Source organism: Paenibacillus periandrae (assembly GCF_022458865.1).
GTDB classification, from domain to species: domain Bacteria; phylum Bacillota; class Bacilli; order Paenibacillales; family NBRC-103111; genus Paenibacillus_S; species Paenibacillus_S periandrae.
Map to the genome: position 1 here is coordinate 1 of NZ_JAJNMU010000016.1, position 22,712 is coordinate 22,712.

Sequence of the window (22,712 nt, forward strand, 5' to 3'; positions counted from 1 at the left end):
CCGAATCATCCGCTCTCACCCACGCTTTTTTAAGATGACTCAATTATACGGCAAAAAAGGTACAGGCTCTTCAACTTTCTTGAAGAACTGTACCTTTTTCTTAAAGATGGACTTTTTCAGTGGCCTCGCAATGATACCAGGGGCTTCTCCATTAAATCCGATAACGACTCCAATCATTTATTCAGACGGATATTTCATTCTCCATCCACCGCGAAGCGCATCCATCGTTCTCATAATGCCTAACGATTCATCAAGCGGCATAATATCGCTTTCAATTTTTCCTTCTCGAAGACAACGCATCGCTTCGGCTGCTTCGTACATGTAGCCTATCGGTGCACCACAATCCTCAAAGCGCTCTACCTGTTTTCCGTACACGGACAATTCCGCAGTTTTGGCATTCCAGAATGACGGCACTCGAATTTCGCCTTCCGTTCCGGAAATAATGGTTTCATGCTTTGTTTTTATTCGAAGTGCCGCCATCAGGTTGGCTGTTTGTCTTCCCTCATAGCCAAATAAAGCTGAAAATTCTTCATCCACGCCGGTTGTCCCGATATGAGCCAGACTTTGAATGGTTGATGGCTGCGTGCCATAAATCATCGAGATAAAAGATACACAATAAATGCCAACATCCAATAAAGTCCCTCCGGCGAGCTTCGGGTTAAACAGTCTGCTTTCCGGTATCCATTCAGCACGATTACCGAATCTTACGTCAACCATACGTACGTCCCCGATTGCACCGCTTGCCAGCCATTCCCTCACTTTATGAATCGTCGGTAAAAACCGCGTCCACATAGCCTCCATAAGGAATACCTGCTTCTCGCGGGCAACTTGGATCAGCTCCTCCAATTCGGCTGCATTCACTGTGAACGACTTCTCGCAAATTACAGCTTTACCTGCCAATAGGCAAGCTAACACGTTCTCTCTGTGCTCCGAGTGCGGACTAGCCACATAGATAATGTCCACATTCGGGTCCTGAACAAGTGCTTCATAGCTGCCATGAGCATTCGGGATGTTGTGCTTCGCCGCGAATTCAGCTGCTCGTTCCTCGGATCGTGAACCGACAGCGACAATCTGCGCTTCCGGAAGATGCGCCAAATCTTTGGCAAATGCATTTGCGATACGGCCCGGACCAAGAATCCCCCATCTGATCTTTTGATTCATGGATAAACACCTCGTTTTATAAAATTAGTCATGCTTCAACCTATTCTGTAAGCGATCCTGATAGTAAATAATTTGAGTAGTTAGCTTAAAGATTAAATTAATTATAGTCCATATTAATTTTAAGCACAATATAACAATTTAATAAGCGTTCAAATAAAATACGATGTATGAAACAACACTAGCGTTGCATCAATTTTCTCTGAATGTTCATAATCTTCTGTCTTTTACAAATTCATGCATAAAAAAAATCCTTTACAATGGAATGGTCAGGTAGTACCTGTCCACGACTACTGTGACCGCGGCATTCTCCTTGTCACTTGAACGAAGAAAAACGCATTGATCCGCCCGAATGAATCCTTCGCGCTACCCGCAGATAGCGGTGTACTCACCGTCGAAATGGTCGTCATCGGAACGCCACAGAAGCGAATGGTGAACATATTGCGCCTGATCCACAGGGTAGACTCGGAAGGGAATCCCGTGGCTATTCTAATGAATCGATTCGATCTGAGTACGGATGAAATCGGGCAGATTTACCGCGAACGATGGGCGATAGAGACTTTTTTTAAGTGGATGAAGCAGCATGCTCGGATCAAGAACTTTTACGGAACGAGCGAACGGGCGGTATTGAGCCGAGTATGGATGGCACTTATCGCCTTTTGTCTGCTCGTATTAATGAAGATAGAGACGGGTACGAAACATAGCCTGTTGAATCAATGTCGTTGGCTTAAAGTGTTGCTCTGGAAATCCGAACAGGAATGGGTAACACGCATACATTACAAGCCCCTTCGTTCATCGGCAGGAAGACGAAGCAATACCTTCATTTTATATATATTACATAATATATCAAATGGACAGAATACCTCTCAGAGGAGATCAACTTTTTGGTATACGGAGTCAAACTGTTCTTCAGAATATTCCAACTACTACTGTTGATGGGTTTTATGCAACGCTAGTACCCCATCAACTTTTAAATTGTGGGTAAAGGCGTTTTAGTTTGTGATAAGGCTTTTCGGACTGCATAAACGGTGTTGACGGTACTTGCGTGCGCTCCAAAAGTCAACCTTTCTATGCGATTTTGCAGAAAAATCGAAAATTGAATTTTGTATTCCATTCCTACCCCTCCAGTAAACAACCAGACAACAGTACTTAACTTAATGATAGCCCAGGTGAGAGAGATTCATTTTCACACCGGACAAATCTTGTATATAGCAAAAAGGAGAAAGGGGAAACTCTTATGGGAATAACGCTTAAATGGCATATTTGACCACCCCATCAGCAACTTTCAACAGTCTATAGATTGGTATGGAAAACATTTTGTATTTAAAGTTATTTACAGAGGACCACATTTCCAAATGGAGCAATCCAATCATCATTCGGGTTCACTGTAGATGCCGCCGCTGATGTATACCATTACTTGCTTGATAAAGGCGTAAAGGTGGGTAAATTTTTTGATTATCAGTATTGTTATGTCTTAGTAACGAAGTCCTTTAAATCACTATTACCTCCACTCTTCAGACTATGTTCTTGTCTCCCGACAGCGACAAGAAACTGGTCATATAACTATTGAATCTTCATTTCCCACCACCAATAATCACCCTTACCTCCATTTCACTTGCACATCTTTTTTTGTAGAATTAAAAATGATCAGAACCGTTGGATTCGTCTCAACAGCTAAACTACTACTGTTATTAGATGGGGAGATATCTTCAGCTTCTATTATCACTGCATCTGCTTCTTCTTTAATATTATTAATTTGGATAGAATATCCACCGTTAGGTTTCATTCCACTGTTTACTAAAACATAGGTCTTCTCATGGTACTCAAATTTCTTTACTCCTCTAAAGTTTCCAGGATTGGTATATTGATTTTCTAAGTCAAAGCATTGATCACAATTTTCTTTGAACCAATTTTTAAAAATAGGAGTACTAACTATTTCGTATTTTTCGTTTTTCGTTGAATCTATTGGTGAGCAGCTCACTAGGCACAAAAAGAAAATTAAACTAATTTTCATCATCTTCATTTTTCAACTCCTTTTATGTATTCTTCTCTATCGTAAGTCATTATTTAGTTTTAGTTAAGTAGCAAGGACTTTTTATAATGGGGAATGGAATCAAATCAATACCTATAAAAAAGCCAATAAGGACATCCTTACTGGCTTATTGTTATAATTTTTTCGATCTTAATAGGAAATTTCTAGAGAATAGTTTGCTGCTTGCATTATAGACCTTACGCCAACGATATATTCCCCCCCAGCAGGGTTCGACCAGTTTATGAAATCTTGTGGGATAGAGCCTGGAAGTACACTAGAAGTTTGAGGAGCATCATTAAGTGTTGTACCCGGAATCCAGAGAAACAAATCTAAATCTTGTTGCCCTTCATCAGTAATTAGTAAATTGAGATTAAGTGATGGTTGACCCGACGGAAGCGTAAATGTATACAAATCCCATTGTCCAGCCGTAGCAGCTCCTTGCACAACGGAGTAAAGCCGATTGTCGTTGAAATTAGTAACTTGTTGTCCAAGGGATGCTTGAATGGATTCATAAGCAAGCACTTCACCATTCCCATAATTTTTATCAAAACCTGGCACTCCAAGATTTCTAGTACCTAATATCAAACTTCCCCCATTATTTACACCAGTAGTATAAAATGCGTCAAGCATCAATGCATGAATTCCTGCAACAGCAGGTGTGGCCATTGATGTGCCTGTCTTTTCGGTATACCCATTATTGCTGTTCGCTAGTGGCGCCAGAATGTTATGCCCAGGTGCAACTACCCATGGTCCAGTTGATCCAGTACCGCGAGATGAACTCACACTTAAACCCCATCCTCCCTCATCTGGATCTCTTACATTACCTACAGAGTAGGGAGTATGCTTTGCATAAGTGCTCAAAGTATTATATCCCGCTTGTCCATTGTTTCCTGCAGCAACAAACACAGTCTTCCCTGTGTTATTTAGCTGATTAATTAGATCAATTACATTTTGAGACTGAGCTTGGGTTCCAAAAGTTTCTATGCTTATATTTACGATATCGAATGTATTGCGATTTGCTAACAACCAATTAAGACCTTGAATAATATCATTTGTTTGGCAGCCAGCTGCTGCGGTTGCTCCACATACTTTTACACTTACTAGAGCAGCTCCAGGAGCAAATCCGCGATTGTTTGAATTTCCATCTCCTGTACCTGCAATAATTCCTGCTACATGAGTTCCGTGGCCATTATCATCATAGCTGTTGGTTGTATTGTTATTTACTGCATCAAAAAATGCTATAACTTTGCCTCCATCTAAATCCACATGGTTAGCATCTATTCCTGTATCAACAACGGCGACAACGATATCACTGGTATTATACAAATTTGGATTTCCATTTAAGTCGCCTGTAACTCCAAAATCATTTCTGGCCTGGGTAGCTCCAGTAAAGTGCGTCGCATCCTCCAATGCTATTCTAGCGTCCGAGTCTGGCAATCCTATTAGTTCAATTTCCTTTAGAGTATCTAAATATTGGTATTGAATTTTATTTACTATCAGTTCATAAGTATGATATTTTGTCCTTTTAAAATTTGTGTCTTCAAGATTTCCACCTGACTAATTTTTTTCTCGAATTCTACTTCGTTAACATTCTCTAAAATTTCGAATCGAACAGGTACGAGATCAGTTGCATTTCCCTTATTAAACTTCTCCCCAATAACCCCTATATGCTTACCTTTAAATGTAAGATCCTGTAATGTTGAAGCGTTATTATTCTTTCGTGTTTTAAGTGGTTCTAATCTAGTGTAGTCTTCCTTTTTTTTAACAATCTGGTTTAAGTCAATAACTTCCTTTTTCGCGATTTTAATATCGCTCGGCGTAACTTTAGTTTTCTGATCACCTAATTCTTTAGCGAATGCAGAAGAACTACTTAAAATTAATGACAGTGATAATAATCCAACAAATATCTTGCGAGTTGGCACGGTTTATCATCTCCCAATTTTTATTTAACTAAATACATAACAATAATATTATATATTTAACTATAAATATAATATATAACATATTTATACATTTATTTAGTTATCAAAGAACTATTGTTTCGACAATTCTTCCTTAATTCTTCAATATAAAAATACATTATTTATGTAATATAGGCCAATAATGGGTAATATGGCTTATATTTCGACACTCAAAAGAATATTTAATAGACAGGGGTACGCGGATTATAAACACCATATATTTACATATTTTTCAAACTATCGGGAAATTAAAGTAGTAGACTGGTGGAACCAAAGATTACGCAGAGCGCTGGTACTCCCAGCAAGAATGGCTAACAGAGCTGTGTATGGGAGGAGGTTCATTGCAAGGTCCGAACAGGGTTAATAAATCTATGAGGTCAGCCAATTTTTACTGGTTGGCTACTTTTGTTTGTGTGGGAATCTCATCAGACAGGTCTTACCCATGGTTCTGTAACTAGTACCTTGACCGCATCAAAACTTAAATTGTGGGTAAAGCCGATAACCTCAAGGCTATCCCATTCGTACAAACTATCATTTTCCTATCATTTCAACTAATGCCTGCTTGTTGATCTTGCCACTCAGATTAACAGGGAATTGAGTAATCTCAATGAATTTGCTGGGAAGAATACCTGGGGAAATGTACAGCATTAGATGTTCTCTGAGCTGTGTGGCGGTGACAGGCTCCGTTGTCGTATAGTAGGCGAATAATTTTCTGTTACTGCCACTATTACCTATACCCAGCACACAGGCATCATGAATAGAGGAATGCGTCATCAGGTGCTTGCGAATGGTTTCGGGGTGCACCAGAATACCGTTGATTTTAAGCTGATCATCAATTCTGCCGCCATAATCGACTCTTCCATCCTCCAGCCATCTTCCTATGTCTCCTGTTCGGTACAGAAGTTGACCGGATTCATACGGATTCACGACGAACCTCTCTTGCGTCAGCTCCTCACGGTTCAGGTATCCTGCAGCCAATCCGTCCCCTGCTACGCAAATTTCACCCCATACACCAACCGGGCAAAGCTGCTGCCACCGATTCAACACATAGATCCTCGTATTGGCAATCGGCCTGCCCAAAGTCACTCTGTCTTCCTCAACATCCGTGGCCAGAGCGTCCACTGTCGCCTCTGTCGGTCCATAATGATTGTACAGCTTATATCCCCTTTGAAGGATGCGGTCCTTAAGCTCCCGTTCCAAAATATCTCCACCTGTAATGACGACTCGAACGCTTTCCAGTTGATCATCGTCTGCAATCAGTGGCAGCAAGGTAGGCACGAGCGGTAAGATGTGTACTTGGTGCTTATCGATAAAATTGCGAAAAGCTGCCTTATGGAGCAGCAATTCGCTTCTTATAAGAATTACGGTTCCACCGTTAAGTAAAGGTCCGAATATGGATTCCACCGAAGCGTCAAACGTCAGGTTGGCAGACTGAAGCATTCGAGTATTCCGCGCGATGTGGTATTTCGCACCCAACCAGCAGCAGAAGTTAACAACTCCCTGATGCCCTACCATGACTCCTTTGGGGGTGCCTGTCGTTCCTGAAGTGTAGATGACATAAGCCAGATCAGTCGCGAAGCCTTTCTCTAAAAGGTTGGATCCATTACTATTTTCAATTTCATAAGACAACGGATCGTAAGGATTAAGCAGCTCGACACCGATAGAATTAGACAAGGATTGCGTCACAGCGATGCAGGCTCCACTATCTGCCAATATCATACGGGTAAGGGCTTCTGGTGACCGAACGTCAATAGGCAAATACGCTGCACCCGATTTCAATATCGCCAGCAGCCCAATGATCATCTCCAACGTACGATCTGCTGTAATGGCCACAATGCTGCCCCGTCCTGCCCCCCTACTTTGAAGCTTAATTGCCAATTGTGTCGATTTCCGATCCAGCTCCGCATAGCTGATGCTCTCTTTGTTGCATACAACCGCAATCTGTTCAGGATAAGCAGCCGCCTGCATCCCAAAACGACAGTGAATCGTTTGATCCTCCGGATAATCAGTTTGGGTTTGATTAAAAGCATAGAGCAGTTGTAAACGCTCTTCGGGCACAACCATATCTATATCCTTAATTGGTGTCTCTTCATCACGAAGCAGGGCTTCATAAACCTTCATCAAATGCCCCTTAAAACGATCGGCTGATATTTCGTTATGCAAATACGAGTTCTGCTGCCTATCGATGTCCATGATGATCTCAAGCTCACTCTTCCAGGAAACCTCCAATTCTGAAGCCGAGATAGCTTCGGTGTTCCGTGCGAAAGTAATAGATACACCACTTGCTGCTTCATTGGGAGCTAGAGCTTCACGCAGCTTCTCTTTCCACTCCTTGAACGTATCCTCTACACAAACCGGTATGTCTATACTTGTGATAGTCTCTCCTGCAAACCCTGTGTTTTTACAGGTCCATACAGGCATGTCATGTGTTGTGTGGATGAACAGCTGAAGCTGATCGGGATCATGATATTTCATCAGCACAATACCCCAAGCCATATGTAAATAAGAGAACATCATCGCAATCCCCCTCCTTGTTGATAAACAGAGGTAAGCTTTCCCTTAAATTGAATCACTGTATCCGCTAATACTTGGTCTCCCTCGGTATGCTTAACAAGCCGCTCTTCCAGTCGACCCCAGACCTTGTCTACGGGAAGCAGCAAACCTTTTAAGGCGAGATTGACTGTGGCCCGCCAGCCATCCATATAACTTGACACTGCCTGACGGACAGCAACCATCTCATCGTTAGGGCCGGGTGGAAGTGGGGTCATATCAAATATGCGGATCAAACCACTTAACCGATGCTGCATATGTCGGGTTCCTTTGAGAATTTCGCACTTGCGGATCGGTGGCAAATCCGAAGCGATCAGTTGGTTGGCGAAGGAACCGAGGTGAAAAGTATCCGTCTGCAGCATCCGGCCCATATACATCAGTGCCTGCTCCTCCGAAATCTCGCTGCACCTCGGCTCAAGAGCTTGATAAGGCAGTTTCATCGCTTCATGCGCCTGTCGCAAAGCTTTGCCAGCCATCGCACCCTGGAAGGCGGGATGATCATCGTAAATTCGGTACTCACCATTGGGCAGCAGCTGCTGCACCCATATGTAATGTCCGGCATGCTCTTGACCGTAAAAAACCTTGGCATGAGGCAAATAAAATAAATCACAGGGAAGCAGCACCTGAAGGCCGCTCCGCAGCGCGTCGTCGATCCAGCCGCTATTGTACTGCCGTCGAATCCCATACAGCTCAAACAGCTGCCGCTCCGTCGCCAATACACGCGTCAAGTCAAAGTCCACATCCACTTCCGACCATTCAGGTATAAAAGCCCATCGGTCAATCATCGCTGCATAAGCATGCACCTGCGGATATAAAGCCAGCAGTTTGTCGATAAAGCAATCCACCCATTGCTGCTTCATGGCTCCAAAGAATCCACGTCTAATTTGGCGCAGATCCGATCAACCATATTCCGCACAGTGGCAAAATTTTCGAATAATAGCTCTTCATCATCAAAAACAAGCTCAAATCTTGTTTCAAATTCGATGACAAGGTTCATGGAATTAAATGAATCCATCCCGAGACTGGCCAGATCCTGATCCAAAGTCAGGGCTTCATCCGTTTGCAATACCTCCTGCACCTTGCTGCAGACGAAATCCATAACCGAGTCCTTGTTTACAATCGTTTGGCTCATTCTATGATCCCTCTCTTTTCCTATATCAATTATATGCTCAATATTATTTTACATTTATATCCAGTTAGTATGATCAAGCTCAATACCACCAAACAGTTTACCCATGCTGAGATCTGTTCGATACCGATTTAATGTCCATCTTTGCATCGTATTGCGATTCATTCCCTCCCACTTGCGCAGAAACGTTGTATACAAAAGCAGATGGCGCAGCAGCATCCAATCCGGTACGCTTTGCACCAGTGCCTTGTTTACGGTTTGATGGTGAGAATAGCCCTCTAATACATGATGCATAAACAGTTTCGCAAACGACGCTTTATCTGCTGCAGAGCGATCACCATCGATAGCGTAATACATGGCGACAGCGATATCACTGGCATAATGATGATAGGCCATCCCATCAAAATCAAAAACGATCATCCTACCTTCATGAACATGAAAGTTGCGATGATGCAGATCATTATGGATCAATCCAAACTGGTCCGGGTGCTCAGGCAGCTGCTTAAGCCTTAGCAGGCAGGGGTTCAAGGCTTTGCCAAGCAACGGATCAGCAGCAACCTTCAACAACGCAGCATGATATAATTCATCCTCATCCCATCGATGCCGTTTCCACTCCGGTCTGAACGGTTTATACTGTGAGGTAACCTGATGCAGCTTGCCGAGCAGTTGCCCCCACTGCTTGAACAGCTCCGGTCCCCATACCTCCGGATTCGCGGGCTGCCCAGCGGCCCATTCCAATGCGTATGCCCAATAACCATCCTTTGAATGACCGCCGATTGACTCTACATAACTGCCGTTTAACGAGACAATCGCCCTTGCCACCGGTACGCCAAGCTCCGCCGCAAAGTGGACAAAATCGATTTCCCCCAGAATGTCGGCTTCTGTCCGGCGCTGCTGGTCTATGATTTTGAGTACATACCGTTTTCCTCGATCAGCCCAGGCATATACGCTGCTCTCAAAGCTTTCCAATGGTATAAATCGGGTATTTGACTCAGCGAACCTGCTGCCGGCATCAAGCAACACTTTCTCGTCGATTTGATTGTTGGTTGTCCCCATATCAGTTCGCGTTCTCCAGATGGTCGAGCAGTTGTTCCAGAAAATCCTTCTCATAGGCTTTAAGCTCTTCAATCCCATGAATCGCTCTGGCGATATTGCGAGGGTCTTGCACAATACGCTGCTTGACACAAAGCTGGTGAACGATCATCGTTTTTCTTAATACCTGCTCCGCCATCGCGATAAACCTGTCATCGGTCATATAACAGTTGGCAAATAAATATTTCATTCGCTCTATCATCAGTTTTTTATGATTCACCAATGTTTGTAAAGCTTTCATGTGGATGATTGGTTTGTCGCTATCGCGTTCCAACTCCAAAAATTGAATCAGTAAGTCATAGGCTCTTAAGCCGAACCAGAAATCGATTCGTTTGGGATTCCTTTCCGTTACCGGCTTGGATAACAGGTGCTCTCCCAACGATCTTATAATTAATTTGATGTCAAATTCGAATATGGGCGTGTTCAGAGCCTGATACGGAAACTGGATAATTTCCAGTGTTTGGCTGGCACGCTGAGTTACCGGACCCGCATGGGCAAGCGCTTCTTGAAAGAGCTCAAAGCTGAGCGTCCGGTTGGTGGTAAATACAGGTGGATCGCCAAAAAATCCGGCAATTCGGAACAGCCTTTGCTCCCAATCATACCCATGTACCAATACATGATGGACAAGATGGTATTTAAGATAAGCGTGCATGCCAGGAATATAAAATTCATCCAGCGCGATCGCCAAATACTGCTGCTTGTTCAGACAATCCATGAACAATTCGATACTGTCAGTGAACCATGACCGCAACTGATCGGTGTGTAATTTGGAGACATAAGTGTAAGGCAGGCTGTGAAAATGAGAGGAAGTAGCCAGGTGAATGAAATTGCCCTTATCAAAATGCGGAACGCCGAATATATGAATATAGTTGGTAACTATCCACGGCAGCGATTTGTCCTTGCGTGTAAGAATGATGGCTTGAGAAAATGCGTGAAACGAATGCACATCGATAATAGGAACCTCCAGTGGGAGGTTAACCACACGGTTATCTGTTATCATCGCGATCTCCTTTCATTGGACAGCTCTGTCCATAAAGTCCTCCAGCCATTTCTCATGCGTCTGAAGCAGCGACATATATCGTTCCTGGAGCGGCTGCAGCTTATGCGGCTGTATGGACAATCCGATTTTGTACAGCTGGTATAAACTTTTTTTCCATTCATTGCGGTTGTTATGAAGCTGCAACAGCATCCCTTCCGAATCTCCGACTCGGTCCCTATGCTTCCCGATAAATTGTTCGAAGTAATCCAATTGATGCATGATGCCACCGATTCGCAGGCAGTAATACATGTTTTTGCAGGTGTCCGTAAACTCCGCAGGCTTCATGTCAATTAACCGCGACCAATCAGCCACATAGGCTCTATAGGCCTCTAGCCCTTGATAACATCCTTCAGGCAAATGATGTCTTCGATTAAAGCGTTTGATGCTCGCGATTGCCCTGTGATACCGTTCATCGGCATTCAAAGCGGGTTTTTGAAAAGGATTGACCTCAAACCAGGTGTATCCCCATACTCCAGCAAGCAGCTGTGACAGCGATAACGGACCTGTGTACGATAACGTTTGTCCGGAACCATCCAGAAAGGAGGTATCCGCCACCTGTACGACTTGATTGATTTCGTCGATTCCAAATAAAAGTAAAATATGATTACGCTCTTCACCGTCACGAAAAACAGCATGATAATCCAAATAAGGACTGCGCATAAAAATCAGGATTACCCGATTTTCCTGTAAAATCTCGCGAAAGATGTCCAGCACCGCAGCACCGACCTCAAACGTAAATTGGACACACAGCCCGTAGCAAGCGGCAAACTGTTGGAGGATTGTCTCCTGAGATGCAAGCCACATCGTGCTCAAATTTCCGTTGTATGCGAGATTCATGCCGTCACTTTGAAAATAAATGTCTGCCTCCGCAACCTCCATGTCCAATTCGGGACGTTCTCTGATCAACAGGTGACGCAATCCCGAAAACAAGCAATGATGTCCGGACTGAATTGTAAAATCATTCACAATGCACATTGACATGCTGGCCTAACGACTCCTTTCCACCCTTTACGCTCACTTGCTGACATTACCGATAGGTAGATGTCTGGACTGGAAGGGAAGGACAATATGCTTGCTGATCCGCTCCAGCTCCTGCGTGCTAATCAAGCCGGATAGTATAAAATAATTCACGCCAATCGTATGAAATCGGCTTATGGTGTGCCGTACCTCCTCGTAAGATCCGACAATGGAAAAGCCATTCGAAGTATTCAGCTGTGACAAACCTGGCCATAGTGTGGACGAAGGACTGCCTTCTGCTTGTGCATAATTGGATGGTGCATGTTTGGATTGCGAATAATAATTATGATATTTGGAAATACCGACCGAGTCACTGTTGTTGCGAAACAGACGGTTCATCCTTTTTTCAAACGGGCTGGCACTCTCCAAAAAATGATAGGCAGCCTCCCACGCTTCTTCCGTCGTTTCCCGCGCAATAATGTCGATCATGATTCCACAATGCGGATTTGGATTCAGCTCCAGATTCGTACGAAGCTCAGGTACCAATTCACGAAAGCTTGTAAAATGCTGCTCAATCTCATCCAGCTCATGTCCGAATACCAGATAACCATCAGCAAATTCAGCCGCAATAGCCATCGCTTCCTGCGAGCTGCCAGCCATGAACAGCCTGCCAGTCGGTGCGTCCCGTTTAGGAAATAGCTCCGCATTTTGCACATCGAAGCAGTCTCCATGATAATGAGTAATCCCGCCCTGCTGCAAACGGAGGTAAAGATCGATGAATTCTTTGGTTCGCTTATAACGTGAGGCGTGGTCACCGGCCCGGGTCATCTTTCCAAGCTCGACCTGTGAGCTGCCTGTAACCATATTCAAATCAATGCGTCCAGCTGAAATCAAGCTTAATGTGTTAAAAGCTTTGGCAGTCGTCGTCGGCAAACAATAGCTCGTGTTCTGCGCAACGAGAATACGGATTCGCTCTGTTTCCTGCGTTAACACCGTAGCTATAATCCAGGGGTCCATATAAGAGTTGGCGTTAATCAGCAGTACCGATTGAAACCCGCCTGCCTCCGCAAGCTGTGTCTGCTGTAGAATCGTCTCCAAATTACCTTCCGGCAGCATCCAGCAAAATTCCATATGCGTCACCCGCCGATTCATTTGATTTATTGATATTTGCCGACCAGTTCCTGAATTCGGCGAAGCGTGGATACATTCTCAGTTAACAAATCATCATCATCAATTTCGATGCCATAGACGATTTCCAGCTCGACCACCAATTCAACGACAAGGATCGAGTTCAGATTGTATTCGATCAAATCATCATCAGGTCCAATCGATTCCAGCACTTCACGCTCTTGCTTAAGCACCCGTTCCAATATATCCAAAAGCTCCGTATCGTGAGTTGTCCTTGGCATGGTTATGGTTAACACCTCTCTTATAAATAATGCCGTCCATCGATGATCTTTTTTCCTTGATACAGGTTTTGCTTATCTTTAAAATCCCTCCATGCCGTAATAATAGTAAGTACCTCGCTGCGATTCACAACCTCCTCTACAGAGTCCGCATACTTAATGGGTAATCCGAAGGATTTGCGGAAATTTTCCATGGCCATTGGATCATAAGCTACAATTCGACTATAGCCGCGGTCCAGCAGCAGTCCAATAATATCCCTGGATACCGCACCTCGGACATCATCGCTTTCCGGTTTGAACGACAATCCGAGGATGCCAATCGTATCCTCAGGTTGAACGGCCGCAGCAATCTGCTCGACAATATGCCTTTTAATATCCTCATTGACCTGCAGCACCGCTTTCAGCATCACGGCCTCATGTCCGTAATGGCCTGCATGTGTATATAAGGATAACGTGTCCTTGGGCAAACAATAACCGCCGAAACCGCAGCCAGGAAATACGTAGTCTGTCATTTTTGCGGGATGTCCCTGCCATCGCTTGTCTTCATGGAGCAGGTGAAACACCTGCGTAATATTTATATGGTCAATCCGGGCTGCGATCATCGACAATTCGTTAGCAAAGCTGATCATGGTAGCCAGCAGTGCATTGGAGGCATATTTGACAAATTCGGCGGTATGCGCGGATACAACATGGATGGGAACTCCAAAATTCGCATAAAGCTCACGTACCCGCTGTGCTCCTATAGGATCAACCTCTCCAATGATAATGCGATCCGGTTGCACAAAATCATTCCATGCCGAGCCCTCACGCAGAAATTCCGGGTTATGGGCCAAGCCTATATTTTCCCCGATCCGATAGCCCTGATTTTCCAAAAGCAATTGGACAACATCCGTTGTCGTGGACGCTGGAACCGTCGATTTGATCACGATAACAGGGTAAGGCTTGGGCTGTGATAGCTGCTCCAATGCATCCAGACATGCACGGACTGCACGCTGCAGATCACCCAAATCGGTTTCACCGCTCAATGAACTGGGCGTTCCAACACATATAAAAATGGTATCGGCTTCAGCTACAGCCTCTGCCATCGTATCGCATACGATAAATCGGTCTCCGCCGTATCGCTCCAGCTGCTCCTGAAGGTGTGGCTCATGAAAAGAAATCCGTTTGCCCTTGTACAGCTCCCGCTTACGCACATCCGCATCATAGGCAAATACTTGCTGACCCGAACGATGAGCCAGCCCCAACCCCGTGGTCAGTCCTACGAACCCCAAGCCCATTACCGCGATCATGAATGAACCTCTTCTCTTTCCTGTGCGAGAAAGGACAAATACCGTCTTACTCCCTGCTCGACATCGATTCCGGGCTGAAAGCCGAGCAGTTGTCTCGCCTTGGATATATCGGGACATCTGCGTGATGGATTGCCGGTTAAATAATCCTTTTCCAACGATGGCCGATAGCGGATTGCACCTGAATAACCCCATAGCTCTAACGCCTGTTTGCGAAAAATACCGGCCAGCTGCAGCACTGTAATCTCCGGTCGATCCATCCCGATATTGAAGCAATCGAATTGTTCATAGGTCAATACCTTAATGTAACCCGCAATCGCATCAGCAATATAACAAAAGGTACGGGTAGGCGTCCCATCTGAATGGATCACCAAATCCTCATGCGACAGCACCGCCTGGGCGAAATCCGCAGGTACTCTTTTATCCCCAACCGCCATACCCGGTCCGAAGTTATTGAACGGTCTGACGATCCGTATTGGCATCTGGTACGTCTGATGATACACATAACACAGCGTTTCACCCATACGCTTCGACTCGTCGTAGCAGGCACGCGGACCGAGTGAACTCACGTTGCCCAGATAGGTTTCCGCTGTTGGAATGCTTTCCTGCACAGGATCACCATACACCTCGCTGCTGGAGAAAAACAACAATCCCTCCAGCGGGCGATGACGGTAAAATTCCAACAGATTGTTCAGTCCCAGTACATTCGCATGAATCGTTTCAATCGGAAACTGGCGATAATAGGTAGGAGATGCGATTGACGCCATATGAATGACATAGTCCGCCCGATGTGCTGCAGGTATCGAGTCCAGCTTATCGACGGCAATATCAAAGCTGTATACCTCGATATCGGCTTCATTACGCGAAAGCTCCTCCAGCCATGCTGGTCTGCCCGAACGGAACGTATCCAGCAGGATAAGTGATCGATATTGGATTCCCTGCTGTTTCAAGTAGACGAAGTAATGCGTTAAATAAAAGCCGATAAATCCGCCGCAGCCAGTGATCACAATCGTTTTCCCTGCAAATCGGCCCGCTTTCTCTGTTTGCCCAAATATATAAGCCAGATCCTCAAGCATAATACCGTTTCCGGTCATCAAAGGCACCGCTCCTTTTCAGTATTCTGATCTCCAGCCATACGACTGGTTTTCCAAGGCACATTACCGGAGGCCCACAAGCTTTCCAAATGCTGTTTATCTCTCATCGTGTCCATGCACTCCCAGAAACCGCTATGCCGATAAGCCATCAATTGCCCATCTTCAGCCAAGCGAGTCAACACGTCGCTCTCCAGCACCTCTTCATCGCTGCTCAAATAATCAAGCACACCCGGCTCAAATACAAAAAAACCGCCATTAATCCAGCTCTCTGTATCCAGCTTTTCCTTAAAGCGCATGACCTGATCTCCCTGCAGATCAACGGTACCAAATCGCGCTCGCGGCCGTACCAGTGTCAAGGTTGCCAGTCTGCCATGCGAACGGTGGAAATCCATCAGACGCGTCATATCCACATCACTCACGCCATCACCGTACGTCACCATAAAGGTCTCCGTGTTCAACTGATCTCTTAACCGATACAAGCGTCCACCCGTCATGCTGTGAAGTCCGGTATCCACAAGATGAACAATCCAATCCCTCTCCGGTTGCTTCTTCACCTCAACAGCAGAGCTGGACATATGGATCGAAAAATCATTTTGCAGATACACATAATTCAAAAAATACTGCTTGATCACCTCAGCCTTGTAGCCAAGTGCGACGATAAATTCCTTGAATCCGTAAGCCGCATACCCCTGCATGATGTGGCATAAAATCGGCAAGCCCCCGATCTCTACCATCGGCTTGGGCTTAAGCACAGTTTCTTCCCCCAATCGGGTACCCAGGCCGCCTGCGAATAATACGATTTTGGTCATTATGGGTCCACCCCGCTTCTTCTATCAGATAATCGCTAATTAACCGCTTGCACTGGTATAACTACGAATGGCCACGTTCCAGAGCTTACGGGAAATGAACAAAAACACAATCGGAGCCGCAATAAACCAAACCATATAGGAGATATCCAGCTTATCCATGGCGTACAAGGGTGAAAAGTTGGTGATGATAAACACCGGAAACAGGAACATGCCCGCCTGCTGGATCGAACGTCCATAGATGTTCATCGGTACATGATTCATATCCCAAATGGCCGTCGACATCTGATTAACCGCATTGGTGTTGACCGTCCAGAAAGATATCAGCGAGGGAATCAGGAAAATCGCGTATTTGAGCACCACACCCACGAATATAAAAGCGATAAACCCGAACACCTTAACAGGCGTTACCGGAATCCCCATTCGGCTCCAGCCGATCACGATCATCGCTATGCCGGCCACTACATTTGTAAACGAGTACCCAAAATCGATTCTGCGCAGCGTAGCAATGAATTGCAGCGAGACCGGCTTGGTGATCAGCATATCCAGCGTACCGTCGCGAATATGGTTGCTCAGCATCATAAAATTGGAATAAAAGAATAAGCAGTAAAACCCGGTCATCATCGTAAATGAGCCTACATACATCAGCAGTGCATCCGGGGTGTACCCATTAATGACGACGCCTACCCGGAACGCAACCAGCACATAAATCAGCTTGATACACAGGTAAGCAATCTCGATCGTATTGGCGAAAAGGAAATTGATCCGATATTCCATCTGTGCAATAAAGCAATTTTTTACGAAAATCAGGTAGATGTACCCGTATTTTTTCAACGTTTTCATGAGTCAGGTCTACCCTCCTACGGCAACATACTTTTTCATTCCAGTGTTCCACAGAATACTCGATAACAGTGCAAATACGGCAATCCACATGATCTGCATAACCAATCCTTGACCGATCTGCTCCATGGAAAGCTTGCCGCTAAGCAGTTGAATCGGAAAATACACCACATAATTGAATGGCAGCATCAGCAATATTTTTTGCATGCCCGGACTGTACACATCAAGCGGAAATAATCCCCCGCTCGCAATCGTAGCCAGCAGTCCGAAGGTTTTGAACGCTCCGTTGGATTCGATAAACCAGAACGCTATCGCACTCAGACTGTAATAAATGAAAAAATTCAGCAGCAGCGAAAAGGGCACCACGCAGAAGAACAGCAGTACCTGCTGACTGTGGACCGGGAACCCGAGCCACAGATTCAATACCCATACCACCACCATAGAAATCGACAAGATGGCCAGCATCTCAATCGATTTCTCGCCCAGAAAGCAGCAGATCCGATAAGCAAAGTAACCAATGGGCTTAATCAAATATTTGTTCAATCCACCATCCTTGATATCCCGGGCAATTTCGAACTGAAAGCCAGTCCCGATCAGCTTGGTCATCAGTATCGCTAGAATAGAGTAAGCAATCAACTGATTGTAGGAATAACCGAACACCATCGATTGATTAGAGCTTGCGAACACGGCTTTCCAAAAGAAAAATTGAATAATAATCGGGAATATGCAGCTGAACAGGCTCAGGAAAAAGTTCGTGCGGTATTCCAGAACCTTTTGCACACCAAGCGAAAAGCTCTTAAGATATTTGCTCGGCATGAGCATGCAGTTCACCGCCTCTTTGATACAGCATCGCAATACCGTCTTCAATGGGAATGTCCTCAATAGTAAAATCGACAACAGGCAGATGATCTAGCACCCAGCGTGACAATCGCTTAATATCGTGCTTTTCGAATTCGATTGTGACGAGCAGGTCCTTGACCTCCTTCACATTGCCGACCTGCTGTAGCGTCTGAGCATCAACGGGATGGGACAGCACCAGCTTCATGATTTTTTTGTGCCCGAGAATGTTGTTCACTTCGTTCAGGCTGCCATCAAAAATCACTTTACCATGGTTAATAATAATCGTTCGTTTGCACAAATCCTCAATATCATTCATGTAATGGCTGGTCAGCAAAATGGTTGTTTTCCGGTCCTGATTGTAATATTTGAAAAACTCCCTAATCTTGCGCTGTGACAAAATATCGAGACCTATCGTCGGTTCATCAAGAAACAGCACCTTTGGTTTGTGAATCAGAGCGGCTATCAATTCCATCTTCATGCGTTCACCGAGCGATAATCTGCGTACCTGCACCTTTAACAAATGCTGAACATCGAGCAGCTCCGAAAGCTCACCCAAGGTATCGTTGTATTGCTTATCATCCACTTCATAAATGCATTTGTTCAAATAAAGGGATTCGTTGGCTGGCAAATCCCACCAAAGCTGGTTTTTCTGACCCATAACAATCGAAAACTGCCGTTTAAAATCGTTTTTGCGCTCCCAAGGCGTATATCCAAGTACAGTTGCACTGCCGCCGCTTGGATATAAAATACCAGAAAGCATTTTTAGTGTAGTTGTCTTGCCTGCTCCATTAGGTCCAAGAAACCCGACAACCTCGCCTTCCTCGATTCCAAACGAAATATTGGATACGGCATCCTTGATCAGCTTTTCTCTCCGAAACAGGTTGCTGAACGAGCTTTTCAAGCCCAATTCCTTATTGTAATAGCTGAATGATTTGGACAGCCCGTTCACTTCAATAATCATCATCAGGTCTCCTTTAGCTTGGTGAGTACTCCCCATTGGAAGTGATATTTTAATTAATATCATTAATTATTATCAACATAAATTAAATGTGCTTTAACGAGGAGACTCCGTGTAAATACAGTACATTGCACTTGGAGCAGGCTGGTGTCAGCCCTCCGCTATTGATCGTTTCACGTATTTTGTCGTAGGCCTCCGAATTCCATATTTCCGTCAAGCTTTGTTCATGCAAATTGCCTACGGAAAACTCGGAGAAAAACTTGCAGGCGGAGATGCTGCCGTTTGGTGTTACATCAATTCTTGTAGCCAGCGCCAGACAGTCTGTTGCACAGCGGCTTGTCATCTCGTCCCCTGTGACGAAGGCTTTGATTTCATCGAATTCCAGTCCTGGCTGATAACGCAGCCGGGTTTCCCATACACGTTCATTCATTTTGTTCAGCTGCTCCATCAAGGGGTCCAGATGCTTGGTGTCGATTTTATACTTGAAGGCGTGCCAGCTGTTGCGTTGATGCTCATCCAGAGGGCGAAGCCAGTCAAAGTGATCGCTGAAATAATCGTCCATTTTCACTGAGGTTTCATTCGAGATATACCATGGGAAAGTTAGCAGCACGAGGTCAATCCCTTTGGCTTCAAAGCTTTCCATCAGATCATACAAATAATAAATATTAGCATTATTAATAACACTGTGCACGGAAATTCGTCCTTTGAATAACCCCTTTTCGCGCATCTTCAACAGCAAATCTATCGTTTCCATCGTTTTCTTGAACAAGCCCTTGCCACGGATCAAATCATGGTCAGCTTCAAAGCCCTCCAATGCTATGAGCAGCTCCAAATTCTCGGATATCTCATTAATCGAATCGATAAATTTCTCGGTCAGCAGTCCGTTGGTACAAATCGTTGTTTCTCGTGAATCTTCTTTAAGCAGATCTAGGATTTCGGCAAAGCGATGATGGAACATGGGTTCACCGCCCCACAAATACAGTCTCGATTGTAACGCCTTGGTATCATCGAGCAGCTGCTTGATGATTTTGATATCGATGTCCAGGTTCTGCTCTGCGGTATCCATATGGTGATGATAGCCTGATTCGTTCCATTGATAGCAATGCTTGCAGCGTAAATTGCAACGATTGGTCAGCTTGATCGCCACAAACTCGGGCAGCACTGTTTTGTATTTGGGATTATGAGCCTTCTCACGGATTGGAACTGCGATATTACGGATCGTGCGTTTGAGAATTTCAAAAGATTTTTGATCCATCTTCGTTCTCGTTTTTGGCTGCATCGTCCATCCCTCCAAATATTGAATTAATGGCTCGGTTTTTCGTTGTAATACAGACAGCAGCCGGGGCATATGGAAAAAAGCTGCTTTTTCAAATATTCGCGGTACTCCTTATATTTCGGACCATTCCAAATGTCCAATAAACCTTGTTCATTAACGTTGCCGAGCGTCAGATCATAAAAATTATGGCAGGAGGTTACGCCACCTCTTGCATTGATTTCCGTGCTGATCCAGGGAAACACGCAGCGTTTTTTCATATTGGTAACCTGCTCCCATTTGGCATTAAAATAATGGCGAATATTGTCTTCGCTTATAACCTTGGGGTAAGCATTGAAATAACGGCCGCTATCCTTGCAAAACTTCTCGATCAGCTTGAGCTGTCTGGCCAAATCCTTGGCATCAATACTGCTGAAGTGCGCAGGACTGCTGATAAAGCCTCGAGCAATAGGCGCTGAAGGGACATCGAACTGCTCTTTAAGCACCGTGGCATAATGCTCATAGCGCTCCTGCGTAACGTACTGCTGAAGCTCTACACTGATACAGTCAATCATGGACATATCAAGGCTTTCGAAATAAAAACGTTCCAAATGCTGATGATTAATCGGTGTTACCGCGGTGCTGATCCCGATTTTTGGATAGATCGAGCCTTTGCTTTCACGCACCTCGTACAGCTTACGGATACCCTTCATTGCTTTCTGGAAAACGCCCTCTCCCCGCTGTGCATCATTAATTTCCTCAGGACCATCCAGTGAGACCCATATCCGTTCAGGTGCATGCTCAACCAGCATTTCCGCGTGACGCTCCAGCAGGGTACCATTCGTCGGAAAATGAACGCTGCTGTGATGATACTTAATCGATTCCAAGACTTCGTCGATCCAGGGGTAAATTAATGGCTCGCCACCGTACAGCTCATAATAGGGCCTTGCCGGACTGCAATCCTCAATAATTTTTTTGACTACTGCCAGATCCAGCTTCTTCAACTCCGGTTTTTCTTTATAAGCGCCATTATCTCCCCACTCAAAGCACATTTTGCATCTCAGGTTGCAGGATTCGAGCAGCTGGAGGAATACCCATTTGGGAATACCGCGATCCAGACCCGGCTGCTGCTGTATCGTTTCGGTTTTAATCAGCATGAACGATCCTCCCTTGTTCTTGTAAGTGGTGAGCTTGAATAAGCACCTCCGTATAGCTTGGTGTAATCGATCTTTGCTGAATTAGATTATAGTGAAGCTCATGCAAAATCTCCTCGGAGAAGCCGCTTTGCTTCCAATCCTCGTACGAGATACCGAAGCCTTTAAGCGCCCATAGCTCGGCATTACGCTTTTCATGGGAACCAAACGGTTCCAGCATGATAACGGGAGTTGCCGAAGCTAGAGAGTCCATCAGAGTCCCTGCCCCGGGCTTACTAATGATTGCTTTCGCTTGACGGATAACGTCGTAGAGACCATGATGTGATTCCAGATTTGCATACTTGGGTTGTTCCATCGGCTTAATTTCAGCAAATAACGGCAGATCGTGCTCTCCTTTGGGGCCTTTCCGCCAAGCTGTCCACGAAGGGGCATTCATGAAATAACGGTCACCCGACCTCGGATCCAGCGTCTCCTCCCGCTCATAAGCAACAATATCGAGCTTGAAGCCAAGCTCCTGAAGCTCGGGAATCTTACCCTGATACGTTCCCATTCCCCAGCCGCCTCCATGAATCACATACCGATGATGACGGTCACTTAATGGGATGACAGCGTCTTCTCCCACAGGAATGAAGCAGGCGATGATGCCGCTCGATGCCTGGTAGAGCCATACGTCGTTGTAGGGCTCATTATACAGCGGGTTAAACTTCCTCAAGCCTTTCCACGATGGAGATAAATCGGAATCCACATAGAGCAAATCGACCTGCAATACGTGCTCACTATTGTCCTTACTTCCCTCCTTCAGCTTGGCCCGGTACAGGTCCAGTATGTAGACCCAATGTCCGGATAATGCTATAAAATCACGCCTCCCCTCCTTAGTCCATGCTTCCAGCAGTTGATCAACCTGCTCAAAATCGATACTGTCACGAATATCCTTCGGAATCTTCGTTGCCACCAACGCTAATGCGAAGTTATCATGGTAGGCCTTTTTGCTGTCCAGTATTTTATCCTGCTTATCCTGCTGTACAAAGCTTTCAAAAACCAATACCTCCGTTGCGATCTGCTTCTGCCTTAATTGATAGCTGACGATTAATCCCGGGTTATAAAAGCCGAGACCAAAACCGGAGCAAAGAATGGTTACGAGCGTTTGCTTCAAAACCT

22 protein-coding genes are annotated in these 22,712 nt (G+C 45.1%); 1 reads left to right on the plus strand and 21 read right to left on the minus strand.

What is annotated here, in order from left to right; all coding sequences use genetic code 11:
* Positions 1 to 177: 177 nt before the first annotated feature.
* Positions 178 to 1,161, minus strand: a complete 984-nt coding sequence (locus LRL21_RS25260; RefSeq protein WP_240418553.1) for a Gfo/Idh/MocA family protein — start codon at positions 1,159 to 1,161, stop codon at positions 178 to 180.
* 336 nt (positions 1,162 to 1,497) lie between these two features.
* On the opposite strand from LRL21_RS25260, the gene LRL21_RS25265 reads away from it, so the two are divergent.
* Positions 1,498 to 2,094, plus strand: a complete 597-nt coding sequence (locus LRL21_RS25265; RefSeq protein ID WP_240418554.1) for a transposase — start codon at positions 1,498 to 1,500, stop codon at positions 2,092 to 2,094.
* 664 nt (positions 2,095 to 2,758) lie between these two features.
* Here the strand turns inward: LRL21_RS25265 and LRL21_RS25270 are convergent.
* The 20 genes from LRL21_RS25270 to LRL21_RS25365 form a co-directional block, all read right to left on the minus strand.
* Positions 2,759 to 3,181 carry a protease complex subunit PrcB family protein gene (locus LRL21_RS25270; RefSeq protein ID WP_240418555.1) on the minus strand — a complete coding sequence of 141 codons (423 nt, stop codon included), beginning with the start codon at positions 3,179 to 3,181 and terminating at the stop codon, positions 2,759 to 2,761.
* Positions 3,182 to 3,340: 159 nt separating this feature from the next.
* Complete coding sequence (locus LRL21_RS25275) at positions 3,341 to 4,600, minus strand: S8 family serine peptidase (RefSeq protein WP_240418556.1); 1,260 nt, start codon at positions 4,598 to 4,600, stop codon at positions 3,341 to 3,343.
* A gap of 86 nt (positions 4,601 to 4,686) precedes the next feature.
* The gene (locus LRL21_RS25280; RefSeq protein ID WP_240418557.1) at positions 4,687 to 5,112 is read right to left on the minus strand and encodes a hypothetical protein; all 426 of its coding nucleotides are present in this window, start codon (positions 5,110 to 5,112) and stop codon (positions 4,687 to 4,689) included.
* 570 nt (positions 5,113 to 5,682) lie between these two features.
* A complete protein-coding gene (locus LRL21_RS25285; protein ID WP_240418558.1) occupies positions 5,683 to 7,668 on the minus strand; it encodes a non-ribosomal peptide synthetase in 1,986 nt (661 codons plus the stop codon).
* Positions 7,665 to 8,561: a hypothetical protein gene (locus LRL21_RS25290; protein ID WP_240418559.1), complete on the minus strand. Its 897-nt coding sequence runs from the start codon at positions 8,559 to 8,561 to the stop codon at positions 7,665 to 7,667. The genes LRL21_RS25285 and LRL21_RS25290 overlap by 4 nt, the downstream gene beginning before the upstream one ends.
* Positions 8,558 to 8,833 (minus strand): acyl carrier protein, encoded by a 276-nt coding sequence (locus tag LRL21_RS25295; RefSeq protein ID WP_240418560.1) that lies wholly within the window; start codon positions 8,831 to 8,833, stop codon positions 8,558 to 8,560. Before LRL21_RS25295 ends, LRL21_RS25290 begins: the two co-directional genes overlap by 4 nt.
* A gap of 54 nt (positions 8,834 to 8,887) precedes the next feature.
* Positions 8,888 to 9,886, minus strand: coding sequence for a phosphotransferase enzyme family protein (locus tag LRL21_RS25300; protein ID WP_240418561.1), 999 nt, complete (start codon positions 9,884 to 9,886; stop codon positions 8,888 to 8,890).
* Between the two features lies 1 nt (position 9,887).
* Positions 9,888 to 10,922, minus strand: a complete 1,035-nt coding sequence (locus LRL21_RS25305) for a hypothetical protein (RefSeq protein ID WP_240418562.1) — start codon at positions 10,920 to 10,922, stop codon at positions 9,888 to 9,890.
* A 12-nt stretch (positions 10,923 to 10,934) separates the two neighbouring features.
* Positions 10,935 to 11,927, minus strand: coding sequence for a hypothetical protein (locus LRL21_RS25310; RefSeq protein WP_240418563.1), 993 nt, complete (start codon positions 11,925 to 11,927; stop codon positions 10,935 to 10,937).
* A 48-nt stretch (positions 11,928 to 11,975) separates the two neighbouring features.
* The gene (locus tag LRL21_RS25315; RefSeq protein ID WP_240418564.1) at positions 11,976 to 13,070 is read right to left on the minus strand and encodes an LLM class flavin-dependent oxidoreductase; all 1,095 of its coding nucleotides are present in this window, start codon (positions 13,068 to 13,070) and stop codon (positions 11,976 to 11,978) included.
* A 5-nt stretch (positions 13,071 to 13,075) separates the two neighbouring features.
* Entirely contained in the window at positions 13,076 to 13,327 is a 252-nt protein-coding gene (locus tag LRL21_RS25320) for a phosphopantetheine-binding protein (RefSeq protein ID WP_240418565.1), read from the minus strand.
* 20 nt (positions 13,328 to 13,347) lie between these two features.
* Positions 13,348 to 14,613 carry a UDP-glucose dehydrogenase family protein gene (locus LRL21_RS25325; RefSeq protein ID WP_240418566.1) on the minus strand — a complete coding sequence of 422 codons (1,266 nt, stop codon included), beginning with the start codon at positions 14,611 to 14,613 and terminating at the stop codon, positions 13,348 to 13,350.
* Positions 14,610 to 15,704, minus strand: coding sequence for an NAD-dependent epimerase/dehydratase family protein (locus LRL21_RS25330; protein ID WP_240418757.1), 1,095 nt, complete (start codon positions 15,702 to 15,704; stop codon positions 14,610 to 14,612). The genes LRL21_RS25325 and LRL21_RS25330 overlap by 4 nt, the downstream gene beginning before the upstream one ends.
* Complete coding sequence (rfbF, locus tag LRL21_RS25335; protein ID WP_240418567.1) at positions 15,704 to 16,513, minus strand: glucose-1-phosphate cytidylyltransferase; 810 nt, start codon at positions 16,511 to 16,513, stop codon at positions 15,704 to 15,706. The genes LRL21_RS25330 and rfbF overlap by 1 nt, the downstream gene beginning before the upstream one ends.
* A gap of 39 nt (positions 16,514 to 16,552) precedes the next feature.
* Positions 16,553 to 17,353 (minus strand): ABC transporter permease, encoded by an 801-nt coding sequence (locus LRL21_RS25340; protein ID WP_240418568.1) that lies wholly within the window; start codon positions 17,351 to 17,353, stop codon positions 16,553 to 16,555.
* A 9-nt stretch (positions 17,354 to 17,362) separates the two neighbouring features.
* Entirely contained in the window at positions 17,363 to 18,166 is an 804-nt protein-coding gene (locus LRL21_RS25345; RefSeq protein ID WP_240418569.1) for an ABC transporter permease, read from the minus strand.
* The gene (locus LRL21_RS25350; RefSeq protein ID WP_240418570.1) at positions 18,147 to 19,154 is read right to left on the minus strand and encodes an ABC transporter ATP-binding protein; all 1,008 of its coding nucleotides are present in this window, start codon (positions 19,152 to 19,154) and stop codon (positions 18,147 to 18,149) included. Before LRL21_RS25350 ends, LRL21_RS25345 begins: the two co-directional genes overlap by 20 nt.
* Before the next feature lie 79 nt (positions 19,155 to 19,233).
* Positions 19,234 to 20,427, minus strand: a complete 1,194-nt coding sequence (locus LRL21_RS25355; protein WP_240418571.1) for a radical SAM/SPASM domain-containing protein — start codon at positions 20,425 to 20,427, stop codon at positions 19,234 to 19,236.
* Positions 20,428 to 20,450: 23 nt separating this feature from the next.
* Positions 20,451 to 21,557, minus strand: a complete 1,107-nt coding sequence (locus LRL21_RS25360) for a radical SAM protein (protein ID WP_240418572.1) — start codon at positions 21,555 to 21,557, stop codon at positions 20,451 to 20,453.
* On the minus strand, positions 21,547 to 22,707 hold the full coding sequence (locus LRL21_RS25365) for a glycosyltransferase (protein WP_240418573.1): 1,161 nt from the start codon (positions 22,705 to 22,707) through the stop codon (positions 21,547 to 21,549). The genes LRL21_RS25360 and LRL21_RS25365 overlap by 11 nt, the downstream gene beginning before the upstream one ends.
* Positions 22,708 to 22,712 lie beyond the last annotated feature (5 nt).

Coding starts and splice junctions, on each gene's coding strand:
- LRL21_RS25260 (WP_240418553.1), bottom strand. CDS start 1,161: ATGAATCAAAAGATCAGATGGGGGATTCTTGGTCCGGGCCGTATCGCA.
- LRL21_RS25270 (WP_240418555.1), bottom strand. CDS start 3,181: ATGAAGATGATGAAAATTAGTTTAATTTTCTTTTTGTGCCTAGTGAGC.
- LRL21_RS25285 (WP_240418558.1), bottom strand. CDS start 7,668: ATGATGTTCTCTTATTTACATATGGCTTGGGGTATTGTGCTGATGAAA.
- LRL21_RS25290 (WP_240418559.1), bottom strand. CDS start 8,561: ATGAAGCAGCAATGGGTGGATTGCTTTATCGACAAACTGCTGGCTTTA.
- LRL21_RS25295 (WP_240418560.1), bottom strand. CDS start 8,833: ATGAGCCAAACGATTGTAAACAAGGACTCGGTTATGGATTTCGTCTGC.
- LRL21_RS25300 (WP_240418561.1), bottom strand. CDS start 9,886: ATGGGGACAACCAACAATCAAATCGACGAGAAAGTGTTGCTTGATGCC.
- LRL21_RS25305 (WP_240418562.1), bottom strand. CDS start 10,922: ATGATAACAGATAACCGTGTGGTTAACCTCCCACTGGAGGTTCCTATT.
- LRL21_RS25315 (WP_240418564.1), bottom strand. CDS start 13,070: ATGAATCGGCGGGTGACGCATATGGAATTTTGCTGGATGCTGCCGGAA.
- LRL21_RS25320 (WP_240418565.1), bottom strand. CDS start 13,327: ATGCCAAGGACAACTCACGATACGGAGCTTTTGGATATATTGGAACGG.
- LRL21_RS25325 (WP_240418566.1), bottom strand. CDS start 14,613: ATGATCGCGGTAATGGGCTTGGGGTTCGTAGGACTGACCACGGGGTTG.
- LRL21_RS25330 (WP_240418757.1), bottom strand. CDS start 15,704: ATGACCGGAAACGGTATTATGCTTGAGGATCTGGCTTATATATTTGGG.
- rfbF (WP_240418567.1), bottom strand. CDS start 16,513: ATGACCAAAATCGTATTATTCGCAGGCGGCCTGGGTACCCGATTGGGG.
- LRL21_RS25340 (WP_240418568.1), bottom strand. CDS start 17,353: ATGAAAACGTTGAAAAAATACGGGTACATCTACCTGATTTTCGTAAAA.
- LRL21_RS25345 (WP_240418569.1), bottom strand. CDS start 18,166: ATGCCGAGCAAATATCTTAAGAGCTTTTCGCTTGGTGTGCAAAAGGTT.
- LRL21_RS25350 (WP_240418570.1), bottom strand. CDS start 19,154: ATGATGATTATTGAAGTGAACGGGCTGTCCAAATCATTCAGCTATTAC.
- LRL21_RS25355 (WP_240418571.1), bottom strand. CDS start 20,427: ATGCAGCCAAAAACGAGAACGAAGATGGATCAAAAATCTTTTGAAATT.
- LRL21_RS25360 (WP_240418572.1), bottom strand. CDS start 21,557: ATGCTGATTAAAACCGAAACGATACAGCAGCAGCCGGGTCTGGATCGC.